Origin of the sequence: Pseudomonas sp. NPDC086251 (assembly GCF_044746405.1) — a bacterium.
Classification (GTDB): domain Bacteria; phylum Pseudomonadota; class Gammaproteobacteria; order Pseudomonadales; family Pseudomonadaceae; genus Aquipseudomonas.
The window spans coordinates 605,316-629,459 of sequence record NZ_JBIVBY010000001.1; the positions used below are offsets into that span (position 1 = coordinate 605,316).

20 protein-coding genes are annotated in these 24,144 nt (G+C 62.0%); 11 read left to right on the forward strand and 9 right to left on the reverse strand.

The genetic code is table 11. From position 1 onward, the window contains the following. Positions 1-438: 438 nt before the first annotated feature. The 6 genes from ACIPL2_RS02690 to ACIPL2_RS02715 form a co-directional block, all read right to left on the reverse strand. Entirely contained in the window at positions 439-1,389 is a 951-nt protein-coding gene (locus tag ACIPL2_RS02690; RefSeq protein WP_401352751.1) for an OB-fold domain-containing protein, read from the reverse strand. A gap of 4 nt (positions 1,390-1,393) precedes the next feature. Further along, complete coding sequence (locus tag ACIPL2_RS02695) at positions 1,394-2,605, reverse strand: thiolase family protein (protein ID WP_401352752.1); 1,212 nt, start codon at positions 2,603-2,605, stop codon at positions 1,394-1,396. Positions 2,606-2,687: 82 nt separating this feature from the next. Then, positions 2,688-4,358 carry a DUF1302 domain-containing protein gene (locus ACIPL2_RS02700; protein ID WP_401352754.1) on the reverse strand — a complete coding sequence of 557 codons (1,671 nt, stop codon included), beginning with the start codon at positions 4,356-4,358 and terminating at the stop codon, positions 2,688-2,690. Positions 4,359-4,425: 67 nt separating this feature from the next. Continuing rightward, positions 4,426-5,511: an MBL fold metallo-hydrolase gene (locus tag ACIPL2_RS02705; protein ID WP_401352756.1), complete on the reverse strand. Its 1,086-nt coding sequence runs from the start codon at positions 5,509-5,511 to the stop codon at positions 4,426-4,428. Then, entirely contained in the window at positions 5,504-7,357 is a 1,854-nt protein-coding gene (locus ACIPL2_RS02710) for a long-chain-acyl-CoA synthetase (protein WP_401352758.1), read from the reverse strand. Before ACIPL2_RS02710 ends, ACIPL2_RS02705 begins: the two co-directional genes overlap by 8 nt. Beyond that, positions 7,354-8,439, reverse strand: coding sequence for an alkene reductase (locus ACIPL2_RS02715; RefSeq protein ID WP_401352760.1), 1,086 nt, complete (start codon positions 8,437-8,439; stop codon positions 7,354-7,356). The genes ACIPL2_RS02710 and ACIPL2_RS02715 overlap by 4 nt, the downstream gene beginning before the upstream one ends. A gap of 253 nt (positions 8,440-8,692) precedes the next feature. Here ACIPL2_RS02715 and ACIPL2_RS02720 point away from each other — a divergent pair, with 253 nt between their 5' ends. From ACIPL2_RS02720 to ACIPL2_RS02730, 3 genes are all read left to right on the forward strand, one after another. Beyond that, the gene (locus tag ACIPL2_RS02720) at positions 8,693-10,021 is read left to right on the forward strand and encodes a spinster family MFS transporter (protein WP_401352762.1); all 1,329 of its coding nucleotides are present in this window, start codon (positions 8,693-8,695) and stop codon (positions 10,019-10,021) included. A gap of 67 nt (positions 10,022-10,088) precedes the next feature. Next, complete coding sequence (locus ACIPL2_RS02725) at positions 10,089-10,520, forward strand: nuclear transport factor 2 family protein (protein WP_401352763.1); 432 nt, start codon at positions 10,089-10,091, stop codon at positions 10,518-10,520. A gap of 381 nt (positions 10,521-10,901) precedes the next feature. Continuing rightward, positions 10,902-11,186 carry a DUF3077 domain-containing protein gene (locus ACIPL2_RS02730; protein ID WP_401352765.1) on the forward strand — a complete coding sequence of 95 codons (285 nt, stop codon included), beginning with the start codon at positions 10,902-10,904 and terminating at the stop codon, positions 11,184-11,186. Positions 11,187-11,258: 72 nt separating this feature from the next. Here ACIPL2_RS02730 and cysQ read toward each other — a convergent pair whose 3' ends face one another. Continuing rightward, entirely contained in the window at positions 11,259-12,023 is a 765-nt protein-coding gene (cysQ, locus tag ACIPL2_RS02735) for a 3'(2'),5'-bisphosphate nucleotidase CysQ (protein ID WP_401352767.1), read from the reverse strand. Positions 12,024-13,066: 1,043 nt separating this feature from the next. Between cysQ and cysD the strand changes: the two genes are divergently transcribed. From cysD to ACIPL2_RS02775, 8 genes are all read left to right on the forward strand, one after another. After that, positions 13,067-14,053: a sulfate adenylyltransferase subunit CysD gene (gene cysD, locus ACIPL2_RS02740; RefSeq protein ID WP_401353348.1), complete on the forward strand. Its 987-nt coding sequence runs from the start codon at positions 13,067-13,069 to the stop codon at positions 14,051-14,053. Then, entirely contained in the window at positions 14,053-15,966 is a 1,914-nt protein-coding gene (gene cysN, locus ACIPL2_RS02745) for a sulfate adenylyltransferase subunit CysN (protein WP_401352769.1), read from the forward strand. The genes cysD and cysN overlap by 1 nt, the downstream gene beginning before the upstream one ends. 46 nt (positions 15,967-16,012) lie before the next feature. Next, positions 16,013-17,125: a DUF1214 domain-containing protein gene (locus ACIPL2_RS02750; RefSeq protein ID WP_401352771.1), complete on the forward strand. Its 1,113-nt coding sequence runs from the start codon at positions 16,013-16,015 to the stop codon at positions 17,123-17,125. After that, entirely contained in the window at positions 17,122-18,309 is a 1,188-nt protein-coding gene (locus ACIPL2_RS02755) for a sulfotransferase family protein (RefSeq protein WP_401352772.1), read from the forward strand. Before ACIPL2_RS02750 ends, ACIPL2_RS02755 begins: the two co-directional genes overlap by 4 nt. A gap of 31 nt (positions 18,310-18,340) precedes the next feature. Next, positions 18,341-18,796, forward strand: coding sequence for a nuclear transport factor 2 family protein (locus ACIPL2_RS02760; protein WP_401352774.1), 456 nt, complete (start codon positions 18,341-18,343; stop codon positions 18,794-18,796). 20 nt (positions 18,797-18,816) lie between these two features. Further along, positions 18,817-19,284, forward strand: a complete 468-nt coding sequence (locus ACIPL2_RS02765; protein WP_401352776.1) for an SRPBCC domain-containing protein — start codon at positions 18,817-18,819, stop codon at positions 19,282-19,284. Positions 19,285-19,324: 40 nt separating this feature from the next. Further along, positions 19,325-20,116 (forward strand): SDR family oxidoreductase, encoded by a 792-nt coding sequence (locus ACIPL2_RS02770; RefSeq protein WP_401352777.1) that lies wholly within the window; start codon positions 19,325-19,327, stop codon positions 20,114-20,116. An 87-nt stretch (positions 20,117-20,203) separates the two neighbouring features. Beyond that, entirely contained in the window at positions 20,204-20,659 is a 456-nt protein-coding gene (locus ACIPL2_RS02775; protein ID WP_401352779.1) for a nuclear transport factor 2 family protein, read from the forward strand. Positions 20,660-20,831: 172 nt separating this feature from the next. On the opposite strand, the gene ACIPL2_RS02780 is transcribed toward ACIPL2_RS02775, so the two are convergent. Then, positions 20,832-22,214 carry a DUF1329 domain-containing protein gene (locus tag ACIPL2_RS02780; protein ID WP_401352781.1) on the reverse strand — a complete coding sequence of 461 codons (1,383 nt, stop codon included), beginning with the start codon at positions 22,212-22,214 and terminating at the stop codon, positions 20,832-20,834. A 91-nt stretch (positions 22,215-22,305) separates the two neighbouring features. Next, on the reverse strand, positions 22,306-23,988 hold the full coding sequence (locus tag ACIPL2_RS02785; protein ID WP_401352783.1) for a class I adenylate-forming enzyme family protein: 1,683 nt from the start codon (positions 23,986-23,988) through the stop codon (positions 22,306-22,308). Between the last annotated feature and the right edge of the window lie 156 nt (positions 23,989-24,144).

Below are 24,144 nucleotides of genomic sequence, written 5' to 3' on the forward strand. Positions count from 1 at the left end.
CAAGTCATAGGGCCAATCCTCTTGTTCTTGTCAGGCGCCGGAGCATGCGAGGCAATCGAGATAGGCGTTGCCTCTGAGGAGATAGTCGGCGCAAGGCCTGGGTAACACATCGTCCAAATGGCTTATGCAATGGCGCAAATGACATAGAGCCGGAGGGAGCGGTGCATCTGCTGCACCGCGATATCACTCACGCCCTGTAGGAGCGAGGCTTGCCCGCGAAGAACGATGACGCGGTGTAACAGTCACACCGCAGCGCCTGGTTCGCCGGCAAGCCTGGCCCCTACAAAAATCGGGAGCAGTGCATCTGCTGCACCGCGATATCACTCACGCCCTGTAGGAGCGAGGCTTGCCCGCGAAAAACGATGACGCGGTGTAACAGGCACACCGCAGCGCCTGGTTCGCCGGCAAGTCTGGCCCCTACAGAAATCGGGAGCGCGATCAGGCGATGTAGAGGATCACCAGATCGTTGATCACCGACGGCCGGTCCTGGCCCACCACGTGGGTGGTGAGTTCCAGGGTCAATTGGGTGCCACGGGCCAACAGCTCGATTTTTTTCACCCGCGCCCGGGAATGGATGCGCGAGCCGGCAGGTACCGGCGCCGGGAAGCGCAGGCGATCCGAGCCGTAATTGATCTGGGTGGTGAAACCGCTGATCTCGAAGCCCAGCGCCAGCTTCATCCGTGACTGCAACACCTGCACCAGCGCACCGTGGGCGATGGTCCCGCCGAACGGGCTTTGCAGACGCGCCCGCTCAGGATCGGTGTGGATCCAGTAATCGTCCCCCGACAACTGCGCAAAGGCATCGATCAGCGCCTGATCGACCACCACCGCATTGCTCCAGTCGCAGAACGCTTCACTGACCAGGGCTTGCAGGGCCGGCCCGTCATTCATGTCGATCTGCTGCACGGCCGGTTGCTCCGACGCCACCGACAGTGCCTCGCTGTCCTGCGCGGGAAGCGATTCCAAGCTCGACGCATCCTTGTCCACCCCGGTGAATCGCAGCAGGCGGTTACCCTTGGCATCGACTTCGGCGAACACCGGTTGCAGCGGCATGCCGATTTCGATTTCGCCCTCGTCCAGACCGACCAGGTTGGTGTTGATGCGCACCCCTTGCGCCAGCTCCACCACCGCAAGTTTCTGCGGCATTTCATCGATGAAGTCGGGCAAGGTGGCAATGCGCGTCACGGTGTAGCTATAAAGCGTCGCGGCGCCATCCACTTCGCGCCACGCCAGGTCATGCTCCAGGCACACCGGGCAATGCCGGCGCGGGTAGAAGTTCCAGTGCGAACAGGCGTTGCATTGCTGGATCAACAGACGGCGAGCCTTCAGGCCCTCCCAGAACGGCGCGGAAATCTGCGTCGGAACCGGCATCGGTTTGTTGTTGGACATGTGTTTATGCTCCCTGAAGTATCAATGCGCCCTGCTCACTCATCACGCCACCGGTGCCGGAGACGTAGACGCTGTCGCAGCGCCCCAGCTGGCGCTCACCGGCGGTACCGGCGATTTGCGTCACCGCCTCGATCACTTGACTCATGCCACCGGCCGAAGCCGACTGACCGAAACTGAGTTGCCCGCCGTGGGTGTTCATCGGGAAATCGCCACGCCAGGTCAGGTCGTGCTCGCGCACGAACGCCATGCCCTCGCCCTTGCCGCAGAACCCGGCATCTTCCAGGGTCAGCAACGTGGTGATGGTGTAGCAGTCGTAGATCTGCGCGGCGTCGACGTCCTTGGGCTTGAGCCCGGCCATGGCAAAGGCCCGCTGGGAAGCCGGGCCGATCGGCGTGTTCAGCATGTCCTCGGCATAGGACGGCGATTTGAACGCCAGGTGTTCGCCAAACCCGGTGATGAAGGCCGGACGTTTACGCGCCCGTGCCGCCACTTCCTTGTTGGTGATGATCATCGCGGCGCCACCGGCCACCGGCATGACGATCTCCAGCACGTGCAACGGATCGGCGACCATTTTACTGGCCAGGACCTGCTCGATGGTCAGCGGCTGGCCGTAGAACATCGCTTGCGGGTTGGCCAGGGCATTGGTGCGCTGGTCGACGGCGATCTTCGCCATGGCCCGCTGATCGTAGTTGTACTGCGCGGCATAGCGCTGGGCGATCATCGCGTAGCCGGTGTTCTGGCCCATGTGCCCGTAAGGCAGATCGAACTCGGCTTCGGGGGCGCCGAAGGCCGTGCTGTGTCCACCAAAGCGCATGGACCGGGCCATCCAGCCAGGGTCTTCATCGGGACCCAGCGGCGCCATGCGCGCGGGAATCACGCACAGCACGGCCTGGCACAGCCCCAGTTCGATCGCGGCGGCGGCGCGCCAGACCATGCCCACCGAGGTGCAGCCGCCCAGGTCCACCACTTCGGCGAAGTTCAGGCGCAGGCCGAGGTACTCGGCGGCCATCGCCGGTACGAACACCGACGCTTCATGAAAATGCGGGCCGTTGATTACCAGTCCGTCGAGGTCCGAGGCTTTGAGCCCGGCATCGCGCAGCGCCTGGGCCGCCAGGTCGGCGACCTGCTCAAGATGAAACATCCGCGGCGCGGTCGCGTATTTTTCCGGTTTGTATTGCGCGGTTCCAACAATGGCCGCATGCCCTTTGAGCCCCATGGTGCCTCCATGCCGAAGCGCAGGGCTTCGGCCAGTTCAAGGTGGTGTTCAGGTCCGCGAATAGCGGACATCGAGTGGTCAATCAGAAGGTGTATTTCATCGAGAACGTGGCGTAGTCAGGGTCCGCGAACGGACGATCGATCGGGTCCGGCTCGCCCAGGTAGGCGATGTATCTCAAGCTGACTTCCAGGTTGCTCAGGTATTTGAAGGTGGTACCCGCGCTCAGGCGTCGGTCGCCTGCGACTCCGGAGATGCTCCCGGCCATGGGCGTGGAGCCACTGAAGACGTTGGAGAAGCTGAAGGGGACTTCCAGATCCCAGCCTTGGAAAACGCCCGGATAACTGAACGATGCGCCCACGGTGTAGGCGCTGGCGGACTGGGTGCGGTAACCGGCACTGGTGCTATAGGTGTAGTCATCGGAAGGGGCCACTAAAGTTGCCACGGCGGGCACGAGGTTAAGACCTTGCAGGTTGGGCGCGGCCGACGTCGAGTCGACGCTGTCGACCTGCACACGGATGACTTCGGCAGTCAGCGTGGTCTGGCTCGCCCACGGACGGCTCCCCAGGATACGCATCGCCGACAACTGCATCTGCTGACCCTTGCCCTTGGCCGGTACGGCACCAAGCCCGGTATTGACCATCACCGGCGCACCGTCGCGATACGACCACTCGCCGCCAATCTGGTATTCACCGATCTTGGTCGAGGCACTGATGCCGGTCAGCTTGATGTCTTCGAAATACTTGATCCGGTAACCATTGGGACCGGACATGGCAAACAAGCCGCCACCGAGCGCTCGCGGGTCGTAGCCGACCAGGGCGCTGGCCGGGTTCTTGTCGTGATAGTTGACGTGGAACAGCGACAGCTCGACCGCCGGCACCGGGCGATAGCGCACTTGCACGCCCCACTGTCCACCATCCCTCGGTTCATCGGTGCCACGATAGGCAACCTTCTGGCCGTTGGCATAAAGGAACTCACGACCCGGCCCCACCACATCGCTGCTCGACAGGTAACTGCCCACCGGCGGAAGTTCGGTGCCCTTCCATTCGTATTGCACATAGGCACCGAAAGTGATGCTGGGGTTGAGGCGGTACGAACCGGAGAACTGCCCGACCGGCAACAGCACCTCCTTGACTTCAACCCCCGGCTGCGAGGCTTTCACCGCATCGGACGGGTTTTGTACGCCGTTCACCCCCGGGTAGTACAAGCTCTCGCCCCAGGATTCGATGTGCCGCCCGGCCTTGACGTCGAGCATGGTGTCGTTGTCGAAGCGCCAGCCGCTGAACACGTAGGCATCGAGCAGACGGGTACGACCGCCGCTGTAGTAACGGGTATCGCTGGTGAATTCGTCGTTGCTGCCGTTCTTGTTCACGGTGGCGGGCGAATCGTTATCGTTGTCCTGGTGGTAGACGTCGTCGTAGAACGTACTGCCGCGCACCACGGCGCCGTAGTTATCCTTGCGCAGGATCAGTTCGCCCAGCGCGCCCACGCGGTTGGTCGTCAGACTGCCGCGATCGAAGTTGCGGTTGGCATCGTCGGCGTTGATCGTCAGCAAGCGATCGCTCTGGCTGCCCGTTCGCACACCGATGCCGTAACTGGTGGTCACCGACCAATCCATGGTCGCACCGTTGTCGAACTCGACCGTGTCACCGGCCCATATCGGTGTGGAAACCATTGCCATGGCGGCCGCCAGGCTGGTGACCTGAAAGGCGCTCGAAGCCATGATCGTAGCGTTATTGTTGTTTTTGTTGATCACACTGACTCTCCTGAAGGGCAACCGACGGGTTGCCTGGAATGTTCAACACTGCTGCCGTGCCGTCCGCTCAAAACACATTGGGCGGTGTAACAGCGCACGCTCCCCTTACAGCACTCCGGTAGCGATAGCGCCCCCGGTCCTCTTCCCGCGCCAGCGACCCTTCGGCCACCAGGTAGTTGGCATGGGCCAACGTCTCGCCCAGTGCCATCAGCTCGTCGAAACGACCCGATAACCGGGGAAACAACACGGCCATCAGTTCGAGCACGGTGCGTGGCTCGTCACAGGTGGCCAGAACCAACGCCAGATGCCCGCGGTGATGGGCTTCCAGCTGATCCAGGCGCTGATGCAGATTGAAGAACGGCCGCTCGTGCGCCGGCAGTACCAACACGCTGTCGGGCAAGGCACGCAGGCGTTCGATGGATTCGAGCCAGTCACGCAGCGGATCGGCCAACGGTTCGGTGGCGTGGACGCCGACGGTGGAGGTAATGCGCGGCAACACCTGATCGCCGGAGATCAACAGGCCATCGTCGGCGGCATACAGGCAGGCGTGTTCCGGCGAGTGGCCGCGACCGACGACTACCTGCCAGTCACGGCCACCGATGTGCAGGCGGCTACCCTCGTGCAAACGACGGAAATGGTTCAGTGGTGCCGGCAGGAAATGCGCGTTGCTCATCACCCCGAACATCTCGGTGCTCTGTGCATCGTCGACGCCCGCCTTGCGGTAGAAGTCGAGGAAATCCCAACCTGGCGGTTGATCGCCGGGGAACCGGACATGCAACGACTGGAACTCGCTGGCGGTCATGTACACCGGGCAGTGAAAACGCTCGGAAAGCCACGCGGCCACGCCGGCGTGATCGGAATGAAAGTGCGTGCAGACCACCGCCAGCAGCGGCAGCCCGCCACACACTTCACTCAGCACCCGGTCCCATACTTCGCGGGTCTGGTCGGTGTTCATCCCGGTGTCGACCACCACCCAGCCATCGGTGTGGCGCAGCAGGTAGAGGTTGATGTGGTCCAGGCGAAACGGCAGCGGCATGCGCAGCCACCACACGCCCGGTGCCACTTCGCGCACCTGCCCGGCCTCCGGTGCCTGCGGCCAGGGATAGCGCAGGCCGCCGCGCAGTTCGTGACCGTTGGCGTCGAGATCAGTCATGGTCGGCCACCGCGAAAGGCGTCAAGCCAGCGTGCGTCAATGCCTCTTCTGAATAGGGCACATAGGTGCGGGCTTTGTCGTCACGGATAAACAGCGGATCGCTGCAACGGCGTGGGCAATAGCCCTGTCGCTGCAAATCGACCTTGCGCAATTTGTAGCTGGCGGTCAGGTCTGCCGAACGCGTCACCCGCACGAACACCGGGGCGGCATAGCGCGGCAGGCGCGCTTCAGTGAGGTCGTACAGCGCGGCCGGATCAAAGGTCTGGTCCGCCTGCATCAGCACCGCCGCCATGCCGGCGCGGCCTTCATGGCCCGGCACCTGCACGCCATAGATATTGATCAACTCAAGGCCCGACAGATCGCTCAGGGCGTCCGCCACTTCCTGGGTCGAGACGTTCTCGCTCTTCCAACGATAGGTATCGCCGATGCGGTCGACGAAATAGCAGTAGCCGTCGGCGTCCTCGCGCAGCAAATCGCCGGAACTCCAGTAGGCATCGCCCTCACGCAAGACATTGCGGCGAATCTTGTTCTCGGTGGCTTCGCTGGAGGTGTAGCCCTCGAAACGCCCGCCGCCGATTTGCGGATGATCGACAATGAAGCCCATCGCCTCGCCGATCTCGCCCACTTCGCAGACTTGATAAAAACCGTTGTCGTCCCGTGGATGGCAGTCGTTTTCAATGTCGTAACGGATCAACCGCAGGTTGGTCTTGTTCCAGTCCGGCACGCGTCCGCAGGAGCCGAAATAGTTGTCGACGTTGATCAGCGCCGCATTGGCCTCGGTGGCGCCCCAGCCTTCGAACACCTGGATCGGACCAAAGCGTTCCAGCCAGCGCTGCCACGAATCAGGCGCCAGACCGGCGCCGAGCATGCAGCGCAGGCTGTGCTCACGCTCGTCCGGCCGCGCCGGCTGATTGAGCAGGTAGCGGCAGATTTCGCCGATGTACTGGAAGATGCTGATCTGATGGCGCGCCACGTCGCTCCAGAACTCACGCACGCTGAATTTGCGGCGCACCACGATGGCCGCGCCGGCCCGCAGCGCAGTCGACGTCACCGACGTGGCGGCGGCACCGTGGTACAGCGGCAAGCAGCAATAGAACACGTCTTCGCACGTGACATTGAGGGTCGGTTGCATCACATCGCCGGAAGACATCCAGCGCATGTGGCTGTAGCGCGCGGCCTTGGGCAAGCCGGTGGTGCCGGAGGTGAAGATCAGCAGCGTCGGGGTCTGCGCTTCGATGTGCGCACGGATATCACGCGGGAACGGCGTGCTCGGGGCTTTCTCCAGACGCGCATCGAAATGCCCGTCGATGCCTTTGGGCAGTGCTTCGGTCCACGGATTTTCCGCGTCGCGGATCAGCCAGCATGGCACGTCCGGAAAACCCTCGGTGGCCTGCACATTGGCCAGGCATTCCTCGCCGATCACCAATGCCTTGGCCTCGGTGGTGTGCAAGGCGTGCAACAGCGGGCGGCCGTTGACCTGGGTATTGATGAACGCCACCACCACGCCGAGCTTGACCAGGCCGAACCAGGTGCAAAAGAACGCCGGGCGGTTTTCCATGGCCAGCGCGCAGACATCGCCGGCACGCAAGCCGTTGGCGTAAAAGGTGTGGGCCATCTGGTTGGCCCGTGCATCGACCTGCGAGTAACTCAGGGTCTGATCGCCGTAGATCAGAAACGTCCGCTCACCTTGTTCGCGCGCTTGCTGCTCCAGACGGTCGGCCAGGGTGTAGAGGTCGCCGGGTTTGATCAGCCCCGCAGCCGCCGAGCGCTTGTCGAGCAGTGCCTGGGTGTGTTCCCGTGGCACGGGGTGCTTCGGCAGGACGTGGTTCATGTCATTCAGGTTCATTGCGCCACCTCCCGGGCAGCTGCTTGATAGGCGGGGTAATCCGAGTAGCCGGTGGAGCCCGGCGTGTAGAGGGTCTTGCGGTCGAAGCGACTCAATGGCAGGCCGTGCTTCAAGCGCTCGACCAGGTCGGGGTTGGCAATAAAATGACGACCGAACGACACCGCAGCCCCCTCGCCCGACGCGAGTGCTGCGCTGGCCGACGGGCCGTCGAAACCGTCGTTGAGAATCAACGCGTGAGGGCTGTGCTGGCGCGCCAGCGCGAAGGCATCGAGGTCGGCCAGCGGCGAACGCATGATGTGCAAGTAAGCCAGGCCCAGCGGCGCGACGGCTTCGCACAGGGCCGCCGCAGTGGCCGCCGGGTCGTGGTCTTCGATGTCGTTGTAAGGGTTGCCGGGGCACAGGCGAAATCCGACACGCCCGGCGCCGATTGCAGCGGCCATGGCCTCGATCACTTCCCTGGCAAAACGCACTCGAGCGCTCGCATCGCCGCCGTAGGCATCGCTGCGCTGGTTGCTGCCGCTGGCCATGAATTGCATCGGCAGATAGCCGCTGGTGCAGTGCAGCTCGACGCCGTCGAACCCGGCCTGGCGCGCATTCAAGGCGGCCTGGCGATAGTCTGCGATGACCTCGCCGATGCCTTGCAAGGTCAGCGCCTCGGGTTCGTCGGTGTCCACCAGCCCCGCGCTGTCACTGAATACCTGGGTACGCGCACGCAGGGCCGAAGGTGCCACCGTAGCGGCCCCCTCAGGTTTGTTATGCTGACTGGCGGCGCGGCCGACGTGCATCAGCTGCAGGACGATGCGCCCGCCCTCGGCATGCACCGCGTCGGTCACCTGCCGCCAACCGGCGATCTGCTCGCGGCTGTAGATGGCCGGTGTGCGGCAATAGCCCAGGCCGCTGGCGGAAGGCGCCGTACCCTCGGCCACAATCAGCCCGGCACTGGCGCGCTGGCGGTAGTACTCGACCATGTCACGGCCGGGTATCGCATCGACCAGGGCGCGGCTGCGTGTCATCGGCGCCATGACAATGCGGTTGGCCAGTTGCAGCTCGCCCAGGGTGACCGGCTCGAACAGGACGCTCATTTCAATTCCTCAGCTTCTTATAGTTTTCGGGTGGTCGCCTGGCCCGCCACAAACGGGGCTAGTGCTGACTGACCAGCGAAGATGGGCTGAATGATTGATCCTGAGCGCGAGCGAAACATCGTCCGACAAGACTAGGTTCGCTATGGTGTACGGCGGTTTGCCCGCCGGGGAAAAATGGTCTGAACGGACGATGAGAAAAAACCGCGGCAAGCCGAGTATCGCGACCACCAGAATAAAACCGGGAGCACCCGCAGTGAACCAATCCACCCCCGTGACATGGCGAACGCATTACGCGCTTTTCGTGCTCGCCAGCATCTATGTGTTCAACTACATCGACCGCCAGTTGATGGCGATCCTGATCGAGCCGGTGAAGCTCGAATTCGGCATTTCCGACACCGGGATCGGCCTGCTCTCGGGCGTCACCTTCGCGGTGTTCTACACCGTGTTCGGCTTCCCGCTGGGGCGTCTGTCGGACCGTATCGGGCGCAAGCCGGTGATCGCGTTCAGCTGCATCGCCTGGAGCCTGATGACCATGCTCTGCGGCATGGCCGGCAACTTCTTGACCCTGGTGCTGGCGCGCATCGGTGTCGCCGTGGGTGAGGCCGGCGGCACGGCGCCGTCGGTGGCGATGGTGTCGGATTTATACCCGGCCAACCGCCGCTCAACGGCCCTGGCCTTCCTGATGCTCGGTTCCAGCCTGGGGGCGATTGTCGGCCTTGGCCTGGGCGGCTGGATCGCCCAGCACCATGGCTGGCGCTACGCCTTCCTGCTGATCGGCGCGCCCGGCATATTCCTCGGTCTGCTGCTGCTTTTCACCGTGCGCGCTCCCAAACGCGTCGTGCCGCTGAGCAACGTCACGGTGCAACAGGATGGCTGGCTGAAAACCCTCGTCGAGTTGTTCCAGATGCCCTCGTTCCTGTGGCTGGTCCTCACCGGTGGCGCGGCGGCAATTGCCGGCTACGCCATCGGCACCTGGAGCCCGAGCTTCCTGATCCGCTCCCACGGGCTGAACATGCAAGAGGCCGGGTTTCTGGTCGGCGTGGTGGGTGGCACCGGTTCGACCGTCGGCACCCTGGTCTGTGGCCTGCTCACCGACCGCATGGCGCGCCGCGACGTCGGCTGGCAAATCGGCGTGCCGCTGCTGGGCACGCTGATCAGCATCCCCTTCGCGCTGGCGTACTTCCTCTGGCCACAGGGCACCGCGTTCCACATTGGCAGCATCGCCGTACCGCAAGCGTTCCTGTTCTACAGCGCCTTCGGTTTCTTTGGCGTGTGGTGGGCGACGCCTTGCCTGAGCGCCATCACCCACCTGTTCCCGGCCACGCGACTGGCCCAGGCCACGGCGATTTTCGTCATGTCCATGACCCTGCTGGGCGTGGGTGTCGGGCCGCTGTTGGTCGGGATGCTCAGCGACTTCTTTGTGCCGAGCCTGGGCACTGAATCCCTGCGCTATGCCCTGGCTGCCTCCGTGTCGATGCTGGTGCTGGCCAGCGTGTTCCTGACCCTGGCGCTGCCACGTTACCGCCAACAGATGAAAAACCCCGCCGTGCTTCGCGCCCCGGTACAGGCCGTGACGGCCTGAGTACTTCCCACCCTTTTGCCGCTGCCATCCTTACGGGTTGCGGCGGCTTTTTTTTATGAGGATCGCCATGAGCAACAGCGCCCTGCAGATCAGCAACCTGCTCTACCGCTACGCCGAATACCTCGATAGCGGCCAACTGATCGAAGCCGCCGAACTGTTCCGCCATGCCCGCATCAAGGTGCAGCGCCAGGGCTTGCTGGATCACAACGATCTGCTGGGGATCTGGCAGCAACGCATCAAGCGCTACCCCTGCGGCACACCCCGCACCAGACACATCATCAGCAACCCCATCATCGACATCGACGAAACCTCGGGCACCGCGACGGTGCGCTCCAGTTACACGGTATTGCAAGCCACCGACACCCTGCCCCTGCAACCCATCGCGGCCGGGCGTTACCTTGACGAGTTCGAGCGTGTGGACGGGGTGTGGCGGTTCAGTTTTAGGGATTATTCGCAGTTGGACATGGTGGGGGATATGACGGGGCATCTGGTGGGGTGAACTTAAAAAAGTGCTCGTCACGTTTAGCCGCGTTTACCTTTAGTGTCGCAATATCGGATGACGCCGTAGGACCTTGTAGGCAAACTCCGAATCTCGCGTTTGGGCACTTTGATGCCTTGTTGCGTTTTTCTTCGACGGGATACTCTCCGGACGTCGCTGACCCTTCAGCGATCGGGCTTGGAAACCCGTCGAGCGTAGAACAACAACGTGCCCAACATGACCGCAGACGTTTACGCCTGCAATCCTGTGTCATGGCGGCTGTGCGTGGGACGTCTTCGGACGTGCCGGTTTCCTAAGCTCCCGGTTTTCCAACCTGCGCACAGCTGCCACCCATTCGCTTGGAAACGAACGTGGCAGCTCCTCAAGCTTAGGAGTTTCACCATGGCTAAAAAAAATCCGTCCAGCTCATCACAACTCAAAACCATCGGTTTCACCCCCTTCATCTACTGCTCCAACCAGGCGCTGTTCCACGTCAGTCGCGGCGTGCCCGTCGTCGACGCACTGGCCCAAGCCTCCAACCTGCTGTACCTGGCCAAAGAATTCGCGATGGACGCCGCCTACGCCAAAGACACCGACCGCCACGCCTGGGCCGCGCATTACCTGACCGCCATGAGCAAAGCCGTGATCGATGACGTAACGAAAGTGCTGGAACGCGGACCCGATTGAAGCGCAGCAAACACACCCCTCTGTAGGAGCTGTCGAGTGCAACGAGGCTGCGATCTTTTGCCGTTAACGCATTTACAAACCGTGAGCGTAGAAATGCGGGTTGTCGAGGCCAGGCTTGCCGTAACGCAGCACATCCCCGGCAAGGGTGCGGATCTGCCCACCCGCCGCGACCAGCACCGCATGCCCCGCAGCAATGTCCCATTCCATGGTGCGTCCCAGGCGCGGATAAAGGTCGGCCTCGCCGGCCGCCACCAGGCAAATCTTCAGCGATGAGCCGGCGCTTTTCAGTGATCGCACCGGGCGCCCGTCGAGGAATTTCTCCAAAGCCTGGGCATCGCCATGGGAGCGGCTAGCGACCACGTCCAGGCCCTCTGGCGAGACTGCACGGCAGTGGATGGGCTGGTGTTGTCCGGCCTGTTCGATAAAGGCACCACAACCACGGGCACCGGCGAACAAACGCTCCAGCGCAGGCGCGAGCACCACCCCGAGCACGGGCTCACCGTTATCGATCAGCGCGATGTTGACGGTGAATTCACCGTTGCGATTGATGAATTCCTTGGTGCCATCCAGCGGGTCCACCAGCCAGAAACGCTCGCCCACTTCGGGTACCTGACCGGCTGCGGCGGCCTCTTCCGATATCACCGGAATCTGCGGGGTACGCGCAGCCAGGGCTTGCAGAATCAAGGTCTCGGCACGTTCGTCCGCTTCGGTCACCGGCGAGGCATCGTCCTTGCCACGCACTTCGAAATCCGAGCGATATACCTGCAACACCACTTCGCCCGCTGCGCGAACAATACCGATGACATCGTCGAGCAGAACAGCCATTGACTCGTTCATGGGGTCTCTCCTGTTTTTATTCTTCGTGTAGTCCATACAGCCTATGCGCCGTTTTTCGGATCCGGGAACAGTACAGACATCCACACCTTCGCTAATCAGCAAATGGATGTTTAACAGGAGTTCCTGTGTCCCACGGCAATCCGTTACCCGTTGCACAGATCAATCAGCTGCGCCTGCGCGCCGTGCAGTTGCGCATCGCCGGCAGCACGCTCAAAGCCATCCGCCAGGACACTGGGCTCTCGTCGCCGACGATCATCGCGGCCTACAAGGCGTGGCAAGCCGGTGGCTGGAATGCCGTGCCCGTGCGCGACCGCGGGCGCAAGCAAGGGGAAGGTCGCAGCCTCTCTGCCGAGCAGGAACTGAACATCTACCGCTTGCTGGTCAGCACGCCACCGGAACGGCATCAGTTGCCGTTTCTGCTCTGGCACCTGGAAGCGATGCAGGCACTGGTCAAGCAACTGCACGCGATCGATTTGCCGGAACGCACCGCCGCCCACTATCTGCAACGCTGGCAGCTCAATGCCGAGCGCCCGGCAAAACGCGTGGCGAAGGCTTCGCTGGCGGTGCAGCGCTGGTATCGCAGCACCTACCGGGACATCGTCGAGCAGGCGCGGGTGCAGAACGGCGAGATCCACTGGATCGATGACTACGGTGCGCGCAGCGACCAGGGCAAGCTCAGTCACGGAGTACTGCGCGCGGTCAGCAATCGTGGCAAGGTGCTCTGGCTGCCTTACGAAGACGGGTTGCGCGCGCCCCACCTGGAAGCGTTCTTCGAGCGCCTGCATCGATCAACCGAACGCACCGTGTTCGCCCTGCTCTCGGGTATGCACTGGCAACGCGCGGCGAGCTTCATCACCTGGGCCGGTGAACACGCCGAACGCCTGCATCTTTTTCATTTGCCCGAAGCCAGCGCCATGCTCAGCGGCGCCCGCGAACTGGCGTCGCAGATCAGTCGGCAAGCCGCGCGCGTCAGCCCTGACGATGGGCCAGCCAAGGTCGTCCCGCCCCTGCCCCGCGACCCCATGCTGCAGATGTTGCGCCTGATGTTAAAACATCAAGTCGCGCATAAGTCCGAATCGCAGCAGTTGTACGTTGATAAACGACAACAACAAAAAGCGAGAGGCAAATCCATGACGCTTACCCACCTGCAACGACTGGAGGCTGAAAGCATCCAGGCCATGCGCGAGGTCGTCGCCGAATCCGACAACCCGGTCATGCTCTATTCCATCGGCAAGGACAGCGCGGTCATGCTGCACCTGGCCATGAAGGCCTTTTACCCGGCCAAGCCGCCCTTCCCCTTACTGCATGTCGACACCACCTGGAAGTTCCAGGAGATGTATCGCTTCCGCGATCAGATGGTGGCCAAACTGAACGTCGACCTGCTGACCCACACCAACCCCGAAGGCATTGAAATGGGCATCAGCCCGTTCAAGCACGGCTCGCAGATCCACACCGACATCATGAAGACCGAGGGCCTGAAACAGGCGCTGGATCACTACGGTTTCGACGCGGCTTTCGGTGGCGCTCGTCGCGACGAAGAAAAATCCCGGGCCAAGGAACGGATTTTTTCCTTCCGCTCCGACCAGCATCGCTGGGATCCGAAGAACCAGCGCCCGGAGCTTTGGCACCTGTACAACACGCGTAAACACAAGGGCGAGTCGATCCGCGTGTTTCCCCTGTCCAACTGGACCGAGCTGGACATCTGGCAATACATCTATCTGGAAAACATCCCGATCGTGCCGTTGTACTTCGCCGCGCCACGGCCAGTGGTGGAGCGTGACGGCATGTTGATCATGGTCGACGACGAGCGCATGCCGCTCAATCCGGGCGAAGTGCCGATGATGCGCAACGTGCGCTTCCGCACCCTCGGTTGCTACCCCCTGACCGGTGCCGTCGAATCCGATGCCGACACCCTGCCCAAGATCATTCAGGAAATGCTGCTGACCCGCACTTCCGAGCGTCAGGGGCGAATGATCGACCACGATTCGTCCGCATCGATGGAGAAGAAAAAACAAGAGGGATATTTCTGATGGCACACGTATCTGACCTGATTGCCGAGGACATCGGCCAATACCTCAAGGCCCACGAGCACAAGAGCCTGCTGCGTTTCATTACCTGCGGCAGTGTCGACGATGGCAAGAGCACCTTGATCGGACGCCTGCTCTACGATTCGAAAATGCTCTTCGAAGACCAGATGGAAGCGCTCGAGGCCGACTCGAAAAAAGACGGGACACAAGGCGGCGAACTGGACTTCGCCCTGTTGGTGGACGGTCTGGCTGCCGAGCGCGAACAAGGCATCACCATCGATGTGGCCTACCGTTTTTTCTCCACCGACCTGCGCAAGTTCATCGTCGCCGACACCCCCGGCCATGAGCAGTACACCCGCAACATGGTGACCGGCGCGTCTACGGCGGACGTGGCCGTGGTGATGATCGATGCCCGGCGCGGCGTGCTGACCCAGTCCAGGCGTCACAGCTTTCTGGCCTCGCTGCTCGGCATTCGCAAGGTGGTATTGGCTGTCAACAAGATGGACCTGATGGACTACTCGGAGAAAGTCTTCAACGCCATCGTCGAGGACTATCGCGCCTTCGCCCGGCAGATCAATCTGGAGGATTTCACCGCGATTCCGATGTCTGCGTTGCGCGGTGAAAACATCACCGAACAAAGCGAGCACATGCCGTGGTACCGCGGCACCACACTCATGGGCTACCTGGAAACCGTCGAGATCGACGAAGCACGCCAGCAGAAGCTGTCGTTCCGCATGCCGGTGCAGTGGGTCAACCGCCCCAACCTGGATTTCCGTGGGTTCACCGGCACCATCGCCAGCGGCGTGGTCCGTCCCGGCGACCGCGTGCGGGTGCTGCCGGGCGGCCAGGAGAGCCGCATCTCGCGTATCGTCACCCTTGACGGTGACCTGCAACAAGCGCTGGCCGGACAGTCCATTACCCTGACCCTCAGCGATGAAGTCGATTGCAGTCGCGGCGATGTGCTGTCCACCGCCGAGGACCCGACCAGCGTGGCCGACCAGTTCCAGGTCAGCCTGATCTGGATGCACGAACAGCCCATGCTCGCCGGGCGCCCGTACCTGATGAAGATCGGCGGCAAGACCTTGCCGGTGACCTTGTCGATGCCCAAGTACAAGATCAACGTCAACACCATGGAGCACCTGGCGGCCAAGGAACTGGCGCTGAACGAGATCGGTGTGTGCAACCTGTTCACCAGCCAGCCGATCGCTTTCGATGCCTACAAGGACAACCGCGAGACCGGCAGCTTCATCCTCATCGACCGCCTGAGCAACGCCACGATCGGCGCAGGCCTGATCGATTTCTCCCTGCGGCGCTCGCAGAACATTCACATGCAGCACGTGGATGTGAACAAGAAAGCCCGCGCCGAACAGATCGGCCAGCAACCAGTATTGCTGTGGTTCACCGGTTTGTCGGGCGCCGGCAAGTCGGCCATCGCCAACTTGCTGGAAACCCGCCTCTACGCTCGCGGCCGCAGCACTTACCTGCTCGACGGCGACAACGTGCGCCATGGCCTCAACCGCGACCTGGGCTTCACCGATGCCGATCGTGTGGAAAACATCCGCCGGGTAGCCGAGGTCTCGAAGCTGTTCGTGGACGCCGGGCTGATCGTGTTGACGGCGTTCATCTCGCCGTTCCGTTCCGAGCGCGAAATGGCGCGCGGGCTGCTGCAGGAAGGCGAGTTTATCGAGATCTTCGTCGACACGCCGCTGTCGGTGGCCGAGGAGCGCGATCCGAAGGGCCTGTACAAAAAAGTCCGCCGTGGCGAACTGAAGAACTTCACCGGCATCGACTCGCCGTACGAGGTGCCGGACAAGCCCGACATCCACATCGAAACCAGCAAGCTGACGCCCGAGGGTGCGGTGGATCGCATCATCGCAGTGCTGGTCGAGCGCGGCATCATCACTAAAACGTTCTAGTCCCGGCGCCCGGTTCGCCGGGCGTTCAACTCAAGAGAGTCTAACAATGACAATCAGCTCTATTGACGAACAACAGCTGTTGAGTGGCCAGACCTGGGCCACGTTCTGCGATCACCTCAAACGCTGCGGCGAGCAGATTCTGCGCCCAGAAGCCCCCGCCGATGCCGCCACCCGCGCCGAGGGCTTCCGCTACCTCACGCGCCTGCTGCGCATCGGCCTGGAGATGCACATCGAATTTGCCGACCCGGCCTTTCCCAGCTTCTTCAAAACCTCCCACGAGAGCGCGAAGATCGGTGCCGACAACCCGGACAATCTCTACGAATATTCGCGCCTGGACGGCACGCTGCAGTACCGCATCAAAGGCCAGCGCGGCAGTGTCGCGTACCTGAGTTTCGGCACCCAGAAAGGCGGTTATGAAACCGACGGCACCTTGACCCAGACCGGGTTTATCGATGCCAGCCAGTTACAGCTCGATGCCCAGGGCAACTTTGAAATCATCCTCAGCCGTGAAGCGCAACCGGGCAACTGGTTGAAAATGGAAGACGCCACCAATGCGCTGATCGTGCGCCAGACGTTTCTTGACCGTGGGAGCGAAGTGCCGGCCAAGTTGAGCATCGAGCGTATCGGTACCGATGCCAAGCCGGCGGCCCTCGACCCGGCCACTTTCCAGCAAGGCCTGGCGCGCGTGTCCAGCTTCGTGGAAAACACCGCCAGGCTGTTCGCCGACTGGAGCGAGAGTTACTTGCCGCACAGCAATCAGTTACCACCGGCCAACCAGGCGCTCTGCCAGTCCGTGGGCGGCGACCCGAACATCTTCTACTACCACTCGCACTGGGCGCTGGCCGCCGACGAAGCGCTGGTCATCCACATCGACAAGGTGCCGGAATGCGACTTCTGGAACCTGCAGATCAACAACTACTGGATGGAGTCGCTGGACTACCGCTACCACCAGATCTGCATCAACAAACACCAGGCCCGCTACGACGAAAACGGTGGCGTCACCCTGGTCCTCAGTGAGCTCGATCCTGGGGTGAACAATTGGCTGCGAACCGCTGGCGTGCGCCAAGGCACGATGTGCCTGCGCTGGGTCGGTGCCCAGGAGCAATGCCACCCCACCACACGGGTTGTCAACGTGGCTGACGTCGCGGAGGTCGTATGAACGCGCACACCCGAATTGCAGATTTGACGGTCGACAAGCTGTTGGCCAGCGCCATCGCGCGCACTGACGGCCTGAGCCATTTTGGCGATGACAACTATCGCGAGTCCTTGCAGGCGCTGCTGGTGGCCTTGGCCGCCGAAGCCGAACTGTCGCCCTCCGGCCTGTATTTGCTGGAGGAAAGGTTGGTGGGGCAATTGGTCAACCGCCTGGTGATGGAGGACTACCTGAGGCGCTATCCGCAGATCACCGAAATACCGATCGACGACCCGTTGGTGATCGTCGGTCTGCCGCGCACCGGCACGACGATGCTGCAGCGCACACTGGCAGTGGACCCGCGCTTCTATTCGGCTGCCTGGTGGGAGACTCGCTATCCAGCACCGCTGCCGGACGAAACCCTGGCCGCACCGGCCCAGCGCATTGCCCAGGCCAGGGCCGAGGTCGAGCTGATGGCCCGGGTCATCCCGCAGATACTCGCCATCCACCCACTGGACGCCATGCTCTGCGACGAAGAGTTCATGCTCATGGAGCATTCCTTCATGTGCGCCATGGACGCCTACGTCAACGTGCCCAGCTACACCCGTTGGCTGGATCAGCAAGACCAGCGGCCGGTCTACACCCAGCTGAAAAAGATGCTGCAATTCCTGCAATGGCAGAAGCAGCAACGGGGTGAACCGACCGGCCAGCGCTGGCTGCTCAAAGCCCCGCAACACCTGCACACCCTGCACCTGCTGCTGGAGGTTTTCCCCAAGGCGCAGGTGATTCTGACCCACCGCGAACCGGCCCAGACCATCCCTTCGATGGCCAGCATGGCCCACACCCTGTGGCAGATGTACAGCGACAACCCGGACCCGAAAGCCGCCGGCGAACAGTGGAACAACCGCATGGCCCGTGGCATCCGTCACACCCTGCAGGTTCGCGAACAACACGCGGCCGAGCGCTTCCTCGACATCCACTTTGCCGACACGGTGACCCAGCCGCTGCACGTGCTGGAAAGGGTTTACGCCTTTGCCAATCTGCCCTTCACCGACCAGGCCCGAGCCGACGCACAGCGCTGGCTGGCGCAAAACAGCCGGGAAAAACGTGCCAGCCACGACTACAGCCTGGAGCGCTTCGGTCTGACGGAAGCACAGATGACCCAGGACTACCGCGAATATCGCGCCCGTCATCTGAGCGTCAATCACTGAGCGAGCGCCCATCCGGCAAGTGAGGTTTCCCATGTTGGATCTACAAGCCATCGAGCTGATCAAACAGCTCAAGGCGCGCTATTTCCGCGCCATCGACACCTGCAACATCGAGATGCTCCAGGGCATGCTCACCGAAGACGTCGCCTTGTCGTTCAAGAGCCCGGCCTACTCGTTCCACGTCAACGGCCTGGGCGATGCGCTGGACTTCTACCGCAGCTCGTTCACCAAGACCCGCCTGGCCACCCACAACGGCCACACCCCGGAAATCGAGGTCGACGGCAACCACGCCACGGCCCTCTGGTACCTGAGCTATGTGTTCATCAACCTTGAAGACAACACCCACATGCACGGCAGCGCGATCTACCAGGATCGCTACATCAAGCGCGGCGAGCGCTGGATGATCGCCGAGACGGGTTACCAGACCCTGCTCGAGACGGTCGAGCCCTTGAGCGAACACCTGCAAATCACCTCCCGCCCCATCAACTGATCACACAACAGGAGACAGTCATGGCCAGAGCCGAAAACATCGTGACCTCCCACACGGTGGAAATTAACGCCCCCGCCCGAGTGGTCTGGGAAGTGCTGATAGATCTGGACAACTACCACCAGTGGAACAGCTTCTGTCCAAGCATTCAGTGCGGGCTGCAAATCGGTGACGAAGTGCATATGCAGGTACGCAACCCCGATACCGGCGAAACCGTTCCGGTCTTCGAATACCTCGTGGCCTGCGACCCCGAGCGGTTGTTGTCATGGGAGCAGCGTCCTGTCCCGGAAAACATGGACGCCGCCCGCCGTGACCAGTACATCACGGCGATCGATGCCAACCGCTGCAGCTATTTCACCACGGATATTTTTCTGGGCCTGAACCAGGACACCATCATGCGAGAACACGGTGCGTGGGTAAAAATCGCCTTCGATCAGGTGGCCCTGGACCTGAAACGCCGCGCCGAAGAACTGCACGCCAGCGGCGTCTGAACGACCCATTTCCCCTCATAAAAACAAGAAGGTAATTGCCATGTTGCTGAAGGATAAAGTTGTCATCATTTCCGGTATTGGCCCCGGCCTGGGCATCAAGCTGGCCGTACGAGCCGCGGAGTACCAGGCCAAAGCCGTGGTGTTGGCCGCGCGCACGCCCGCCAAACTGGATCAGGCCGAAAAAGCCGTCCGCGACGCCGGCTACAGCACGCCGATCCTGAAAGTCCCGACCGACATCACCCAGGCCGACCAGTGCCAGACACTCGCCGACCTGACGATCGAGCATTTCGGCCGCATTGACGCACTGATCAACTCCGCCTACGCCCATGGCGCCTGGGGCAGCGCTTCCGAGTCGTCAATGGACGACTGGCGCAACGCGATGGACGTCAACCTGTTCGGAACCATGAACATGACCCAAGCCGTGTTGCCGCAGATGAAGAAACAGCAGTCAGGGAGCATCGTCATGATCAACACCATGGCCACGCGCACCCCCAACCAGCTGGAATCCGGCTATGCCGTCTCCAAGGGCGCGTTGAAAACTGCCGTGCAGTACCTGGCTCAGGATCTCGGTCCGTTCGGTATCCGCGTCAACTCCACCTTCATGGGCTGGATGTGGGGCGCGCCGGTGATCGGTTACTTCAACAGCGAAGCCAAGCGCCTGGGTGTACCGATGGAGTCGCTGGTCGACCAGGTCGCCCAACAGATCGCGCTGCGCAAAATCCCCGAAGACAGCGACTGCGCCATGGCCGCCCTGTACCTGGCCAGCGACTACGCCAAGGTCATTACCGGCGCACAACTGGATGTCAACGGCGGCCACTTCCTGCCTTGCTGAATAACCCGAGGCGACAGCGATGTCGCCTCGATCAGCGACTCACCGAATGGCCGCATGGCCATCACCCTTCCCCTGGAGATCAACACCATGATGGATCTCGTTGCCATCGAGCAAATCAAACAGCTCAAGGCCCGCTATTTCCGCGGTATCGATACCTGCAACCTGGACCTGCTGCGCAGCATTCTGGCCCCTGATGTGAAGATCAGTTTCGACAGCCCGACCTACCAGTTCGAACTCAACGGGCTGGAGCAGGCCATCGAGTTCTACCGCTCCAACTTCAATAACCGGCGTTTCGGCATGCACCACGGCCACACCCCGGAAATCGAGGTCAATGGTGATGAAGCGACGGGCCTGTGGTACCTCAACGACCTGTTCATCAACCTCGATGCGCAGACCCTGCTGAACGGCAGCGCGATCTACGAGGATCACTACGTCAAGCTGCAAGGCGAGTGGCGCATTCTGCGTACCGGTTACAAACGGCTGCTGGAGATGATCGGGCCACTGGATCCGCAATGGTCGATCACCTCTCAACCGATCAACTGACTGATGTTCCCCTGTAGGAGCGAGCCTGCTCGCGATGGTCGTGAACGATAACGCGTTAAACCAGATGCCCCGCAGCGCCCTCAGGTTTTTCGCGAGCAAGCTCGCTCCTACAGGGATTTTTGGGCGAAAAAAAGCCCCATCCGTTTTCGATGGGGCTTTTGTTTAGCTGGGCTTAGCGGCCGATGGCTCGCGCGGCATCCGCAGTGTACTGGTCTGGGGTGAATTTGCCTTCGTTGAGGATCGGGCCCTTCTTCGACTCGTTGGTCATGCCGTAACCGGTGTACTGGCCAGAGTTCAAGTCCAGGAAGAACTGCGAGCCGGCCTGCCAGCCGCTCATGTCCGGGTGGTAGTAGTAGTTGATCATGGCGTGCTTCCACAGTTGCCCACGAGCATCGTAGTTGTCGGCCATGACCGCATTCCAGGTGTCTTCGTCGATGAACAGCACGCGCTTGCCATAGACATGGCGATAGCCTTCCTTCAAGTCGGCTTCCAGCACCCACACGCGACGCAATTCATAACGCATCAGGTCCGGGTTGGGGTGGTTAGGCGTCAGCATGTCAGCGTACTTGACGGTCGCGGCATTGGCCTTGAACGCGTTGGCGGGGGTGTAGATCTCGCGCTTGCCGATCAGTTTCCAGGTGTAGCGCTCTGGTGAGCCGTTGAACAAGCGGTCTTCGTCGACGGTCATGGTGCCGTTGGTGCCGATCATCGGCTGATCGTACCCGTAACCCGGCAGTTGCCGCACGCGCCGGGTCGACGGGCTGTAGGACCAGGCCTGACGCGCATCCGTGCCGTAGTTGTAGGGTTCATGGGCAATGCTCAGGGTACCGTTGTCACGGGCCGGCTTCAGGGTCATGTTGTTGCTCATGGCCGAAAGCTTGTCCTCGGTCCGGGGGTCTTTGTTGGGTGAGTTGGCCATCGACAGGTTACGCGCGTAGGCACGTCCCCAGCCGATGCTGCCGTTGGGCAGGACCGAGGCCAGGTCGGAGGTTTTTTCCTCGGTGTAGGCTCGCGCCGGCAGTTGGTGGTTCCACAACACTTCAGTGCCGTTTTTCGGGATCGGGAACGGCACCTGGCCAATCCCGGTGAAACCTTCCCCGTCATTGACCAGCTTGGCGTGCAGCGCGTTGTCCATCGCGCGGCGGCAGACGTAATCGGGATAGCGGAAGTCCCGATGGCCAGGGTAGATGTTCATCTTGTAGGTGGTCGGGTATTTCTTCAGCAGGGCCTTCTGCCCTTCGGTCAGGTGCGACTCGTACTGGCTCATGTTCTGCGCGGTGATCACCAGGATCGGCTTCTCGGCAGCGTAAGGGTCAACCGGCTGATCACCGGAATACTTCACGTGATTCCAGCCCGGCACCTCGCCCAGGTATTTGCCGGTGTACGGTGGAATGGTGCCCTCGGCGTTCCCCGCCTGCTCGGCGCCGACGCAGGTCAGCTCCTTGCCCAGTTTGGCGGCTTCCTGAGGGGATACCTCGGCGTGCGCATAACCGATCAGCCCGCTATTGGCTGAGACTGCGACCGCGAGCATGAGACCTGTTCTTGTTATTTTCATGTATTGCCTCCTTCGCTGATAAGGCTGTGTGGATGGACCCATTGTTCGTGTTCTGCCGGCTCGAACATCGTCCGGAAAGACTAAGGAGGCGTTATGCGCCCAACTTTTCCTGCAGTTGCGCCTTGAGCACCTTGCCCGTGGCATTGCGTGGCAAGGGTTCGAAGACGCGAAAGACGTGCGCCGGCACTTTGTAGCCTGCCAGGCGTGCGGCGATGAACGCGCAGACTTGCGCCTCGTGCGGCAGCGTCGACGCCTGGCCATGCACGGCCAGCCCGACCGTTTCGCCCAGCAGCGGGTCGGCGATGGCGAACGCCGCCGCCTCCAGTACGCCGGGCATATCGAGGATGCAGGTCTCGATTTCGGCGGCGGAAATCTTCTCGCCACCGCGGTTGATCAACTCCTTGACCCGGCCGGTAATGCTGAGGAAACCCTCGTCGTCGAGGTAGCCGATATCGCCGGTGTCGAGCCAGCCGTCGCGCAGGGTTTGCGCCGTGGCTTCGGGCAAATTCCAGTACTCGCTCATGAGCGTTGGCGAACGCAGCCAGATCACCCCACGCGTGCCCGCCGACTGTGGTTGGTGCGGATCGGCGCCGATGCGGATATCGACAATCGGCAAGGCCCACCCCGCCGTCGCCGGCTTGTACACGAACGGGTCGCCACCGATGGCAGCGCCAATGCCGTTGCTTTCGGTCAGGCCGTAGCCGGCACCGCCGATGGCATCAGGCTTGAGCTTGAGCATGTTGTCCAGCACCCCGGCGGACGAGGCGCCGCCGCCCAGACCGAGGCCGAACAGACTGGCGGTGTGCTCGCCACCAAAACGTGGCGACGCGAGCAATTGCTGCATCATGACCGGCGCGCCATTGAACTGAGTGCAACGCTCGTCGCGGATCAGGTCCAGCGCCTGCTCCACATCCCACTTGTACATCAGCAACAACCGCCGTCCCCCGCGCAAGGCTGAGAGAAACTGTGCATGCAAGCCGCTGACATGAAACAGTGGAACGGCCGCCAGCGTGGTGGGCAGGTAACCGCTGTTGATCACCACGCCAATGCGCTCGGGCGAACTCATTGCACAAAACGCACCCTGGAATTCCAGGGCAAAGAGCGCCTGGCAAATCGCCCGGTGACTGGACACGGCGCCCTTGGCGCGGCTGGTGGTGCCGGAGGTGTAGAGGATCAGCGCCGGCGCGTCGGGGTCGATTTTTATCGCCGGCAATGGTGATGCCGGGGCGTTGATCAGGTCTTCGAAACGCACGCAATTCTCGGGTAACGACCCGCCTTCCACGCCGACAACAATCGTTGCTCGTAGCTCTCGGGGCAAATTTTCGCGCAGTATGTCGAGGCGTGCTTCGTCGCATAGCAGCAGCCGCGAACCGCTGTCCTGCAAGGCGTATTGCAACTCATCGCGCAGCCCCCAACTGTTGAGTGGCACACACACCGCGCCGCAACGCTGGATAGCGGCGAACGCCACCAGCCATGCCGGTTGGTTGCGCATGGCAATCGCCACCCGCTCGCCCGGTCGCAGGCCAAAACGAGCAATCATTTGCTCGGCCAGACGATCGACCTGATCGAAGTATTGCTGGAAGGTCAGGCGTTGCGACTGCCAGATGAGGAACTCACGATCACCATGCACACGACCGGCGTCGATCACCTGAAGCAGGTCGTGGGCGGCGTGACGGAAATAGCGTGGGCCGCCGTCATCGGGCGTCACCACTTCAAAAGGCGCGCCGGGGGCGATCAGTTGTCGCCACGCGGTTTGCCAGCGTTCAATGCTCATTATTGTTTTCTCCAGAACAAACGAAAGGCCTGTGGGAGCGGATTTGAGTCGTGCTCATGTGTTCCGCCCCCGCCGAATAACCTGTGGGAGCGAGCCTGCTCGCGATGAGGCCGGCGCAGCCAACACCTGCATCGCCTGACACTCCGCCATCGCTGG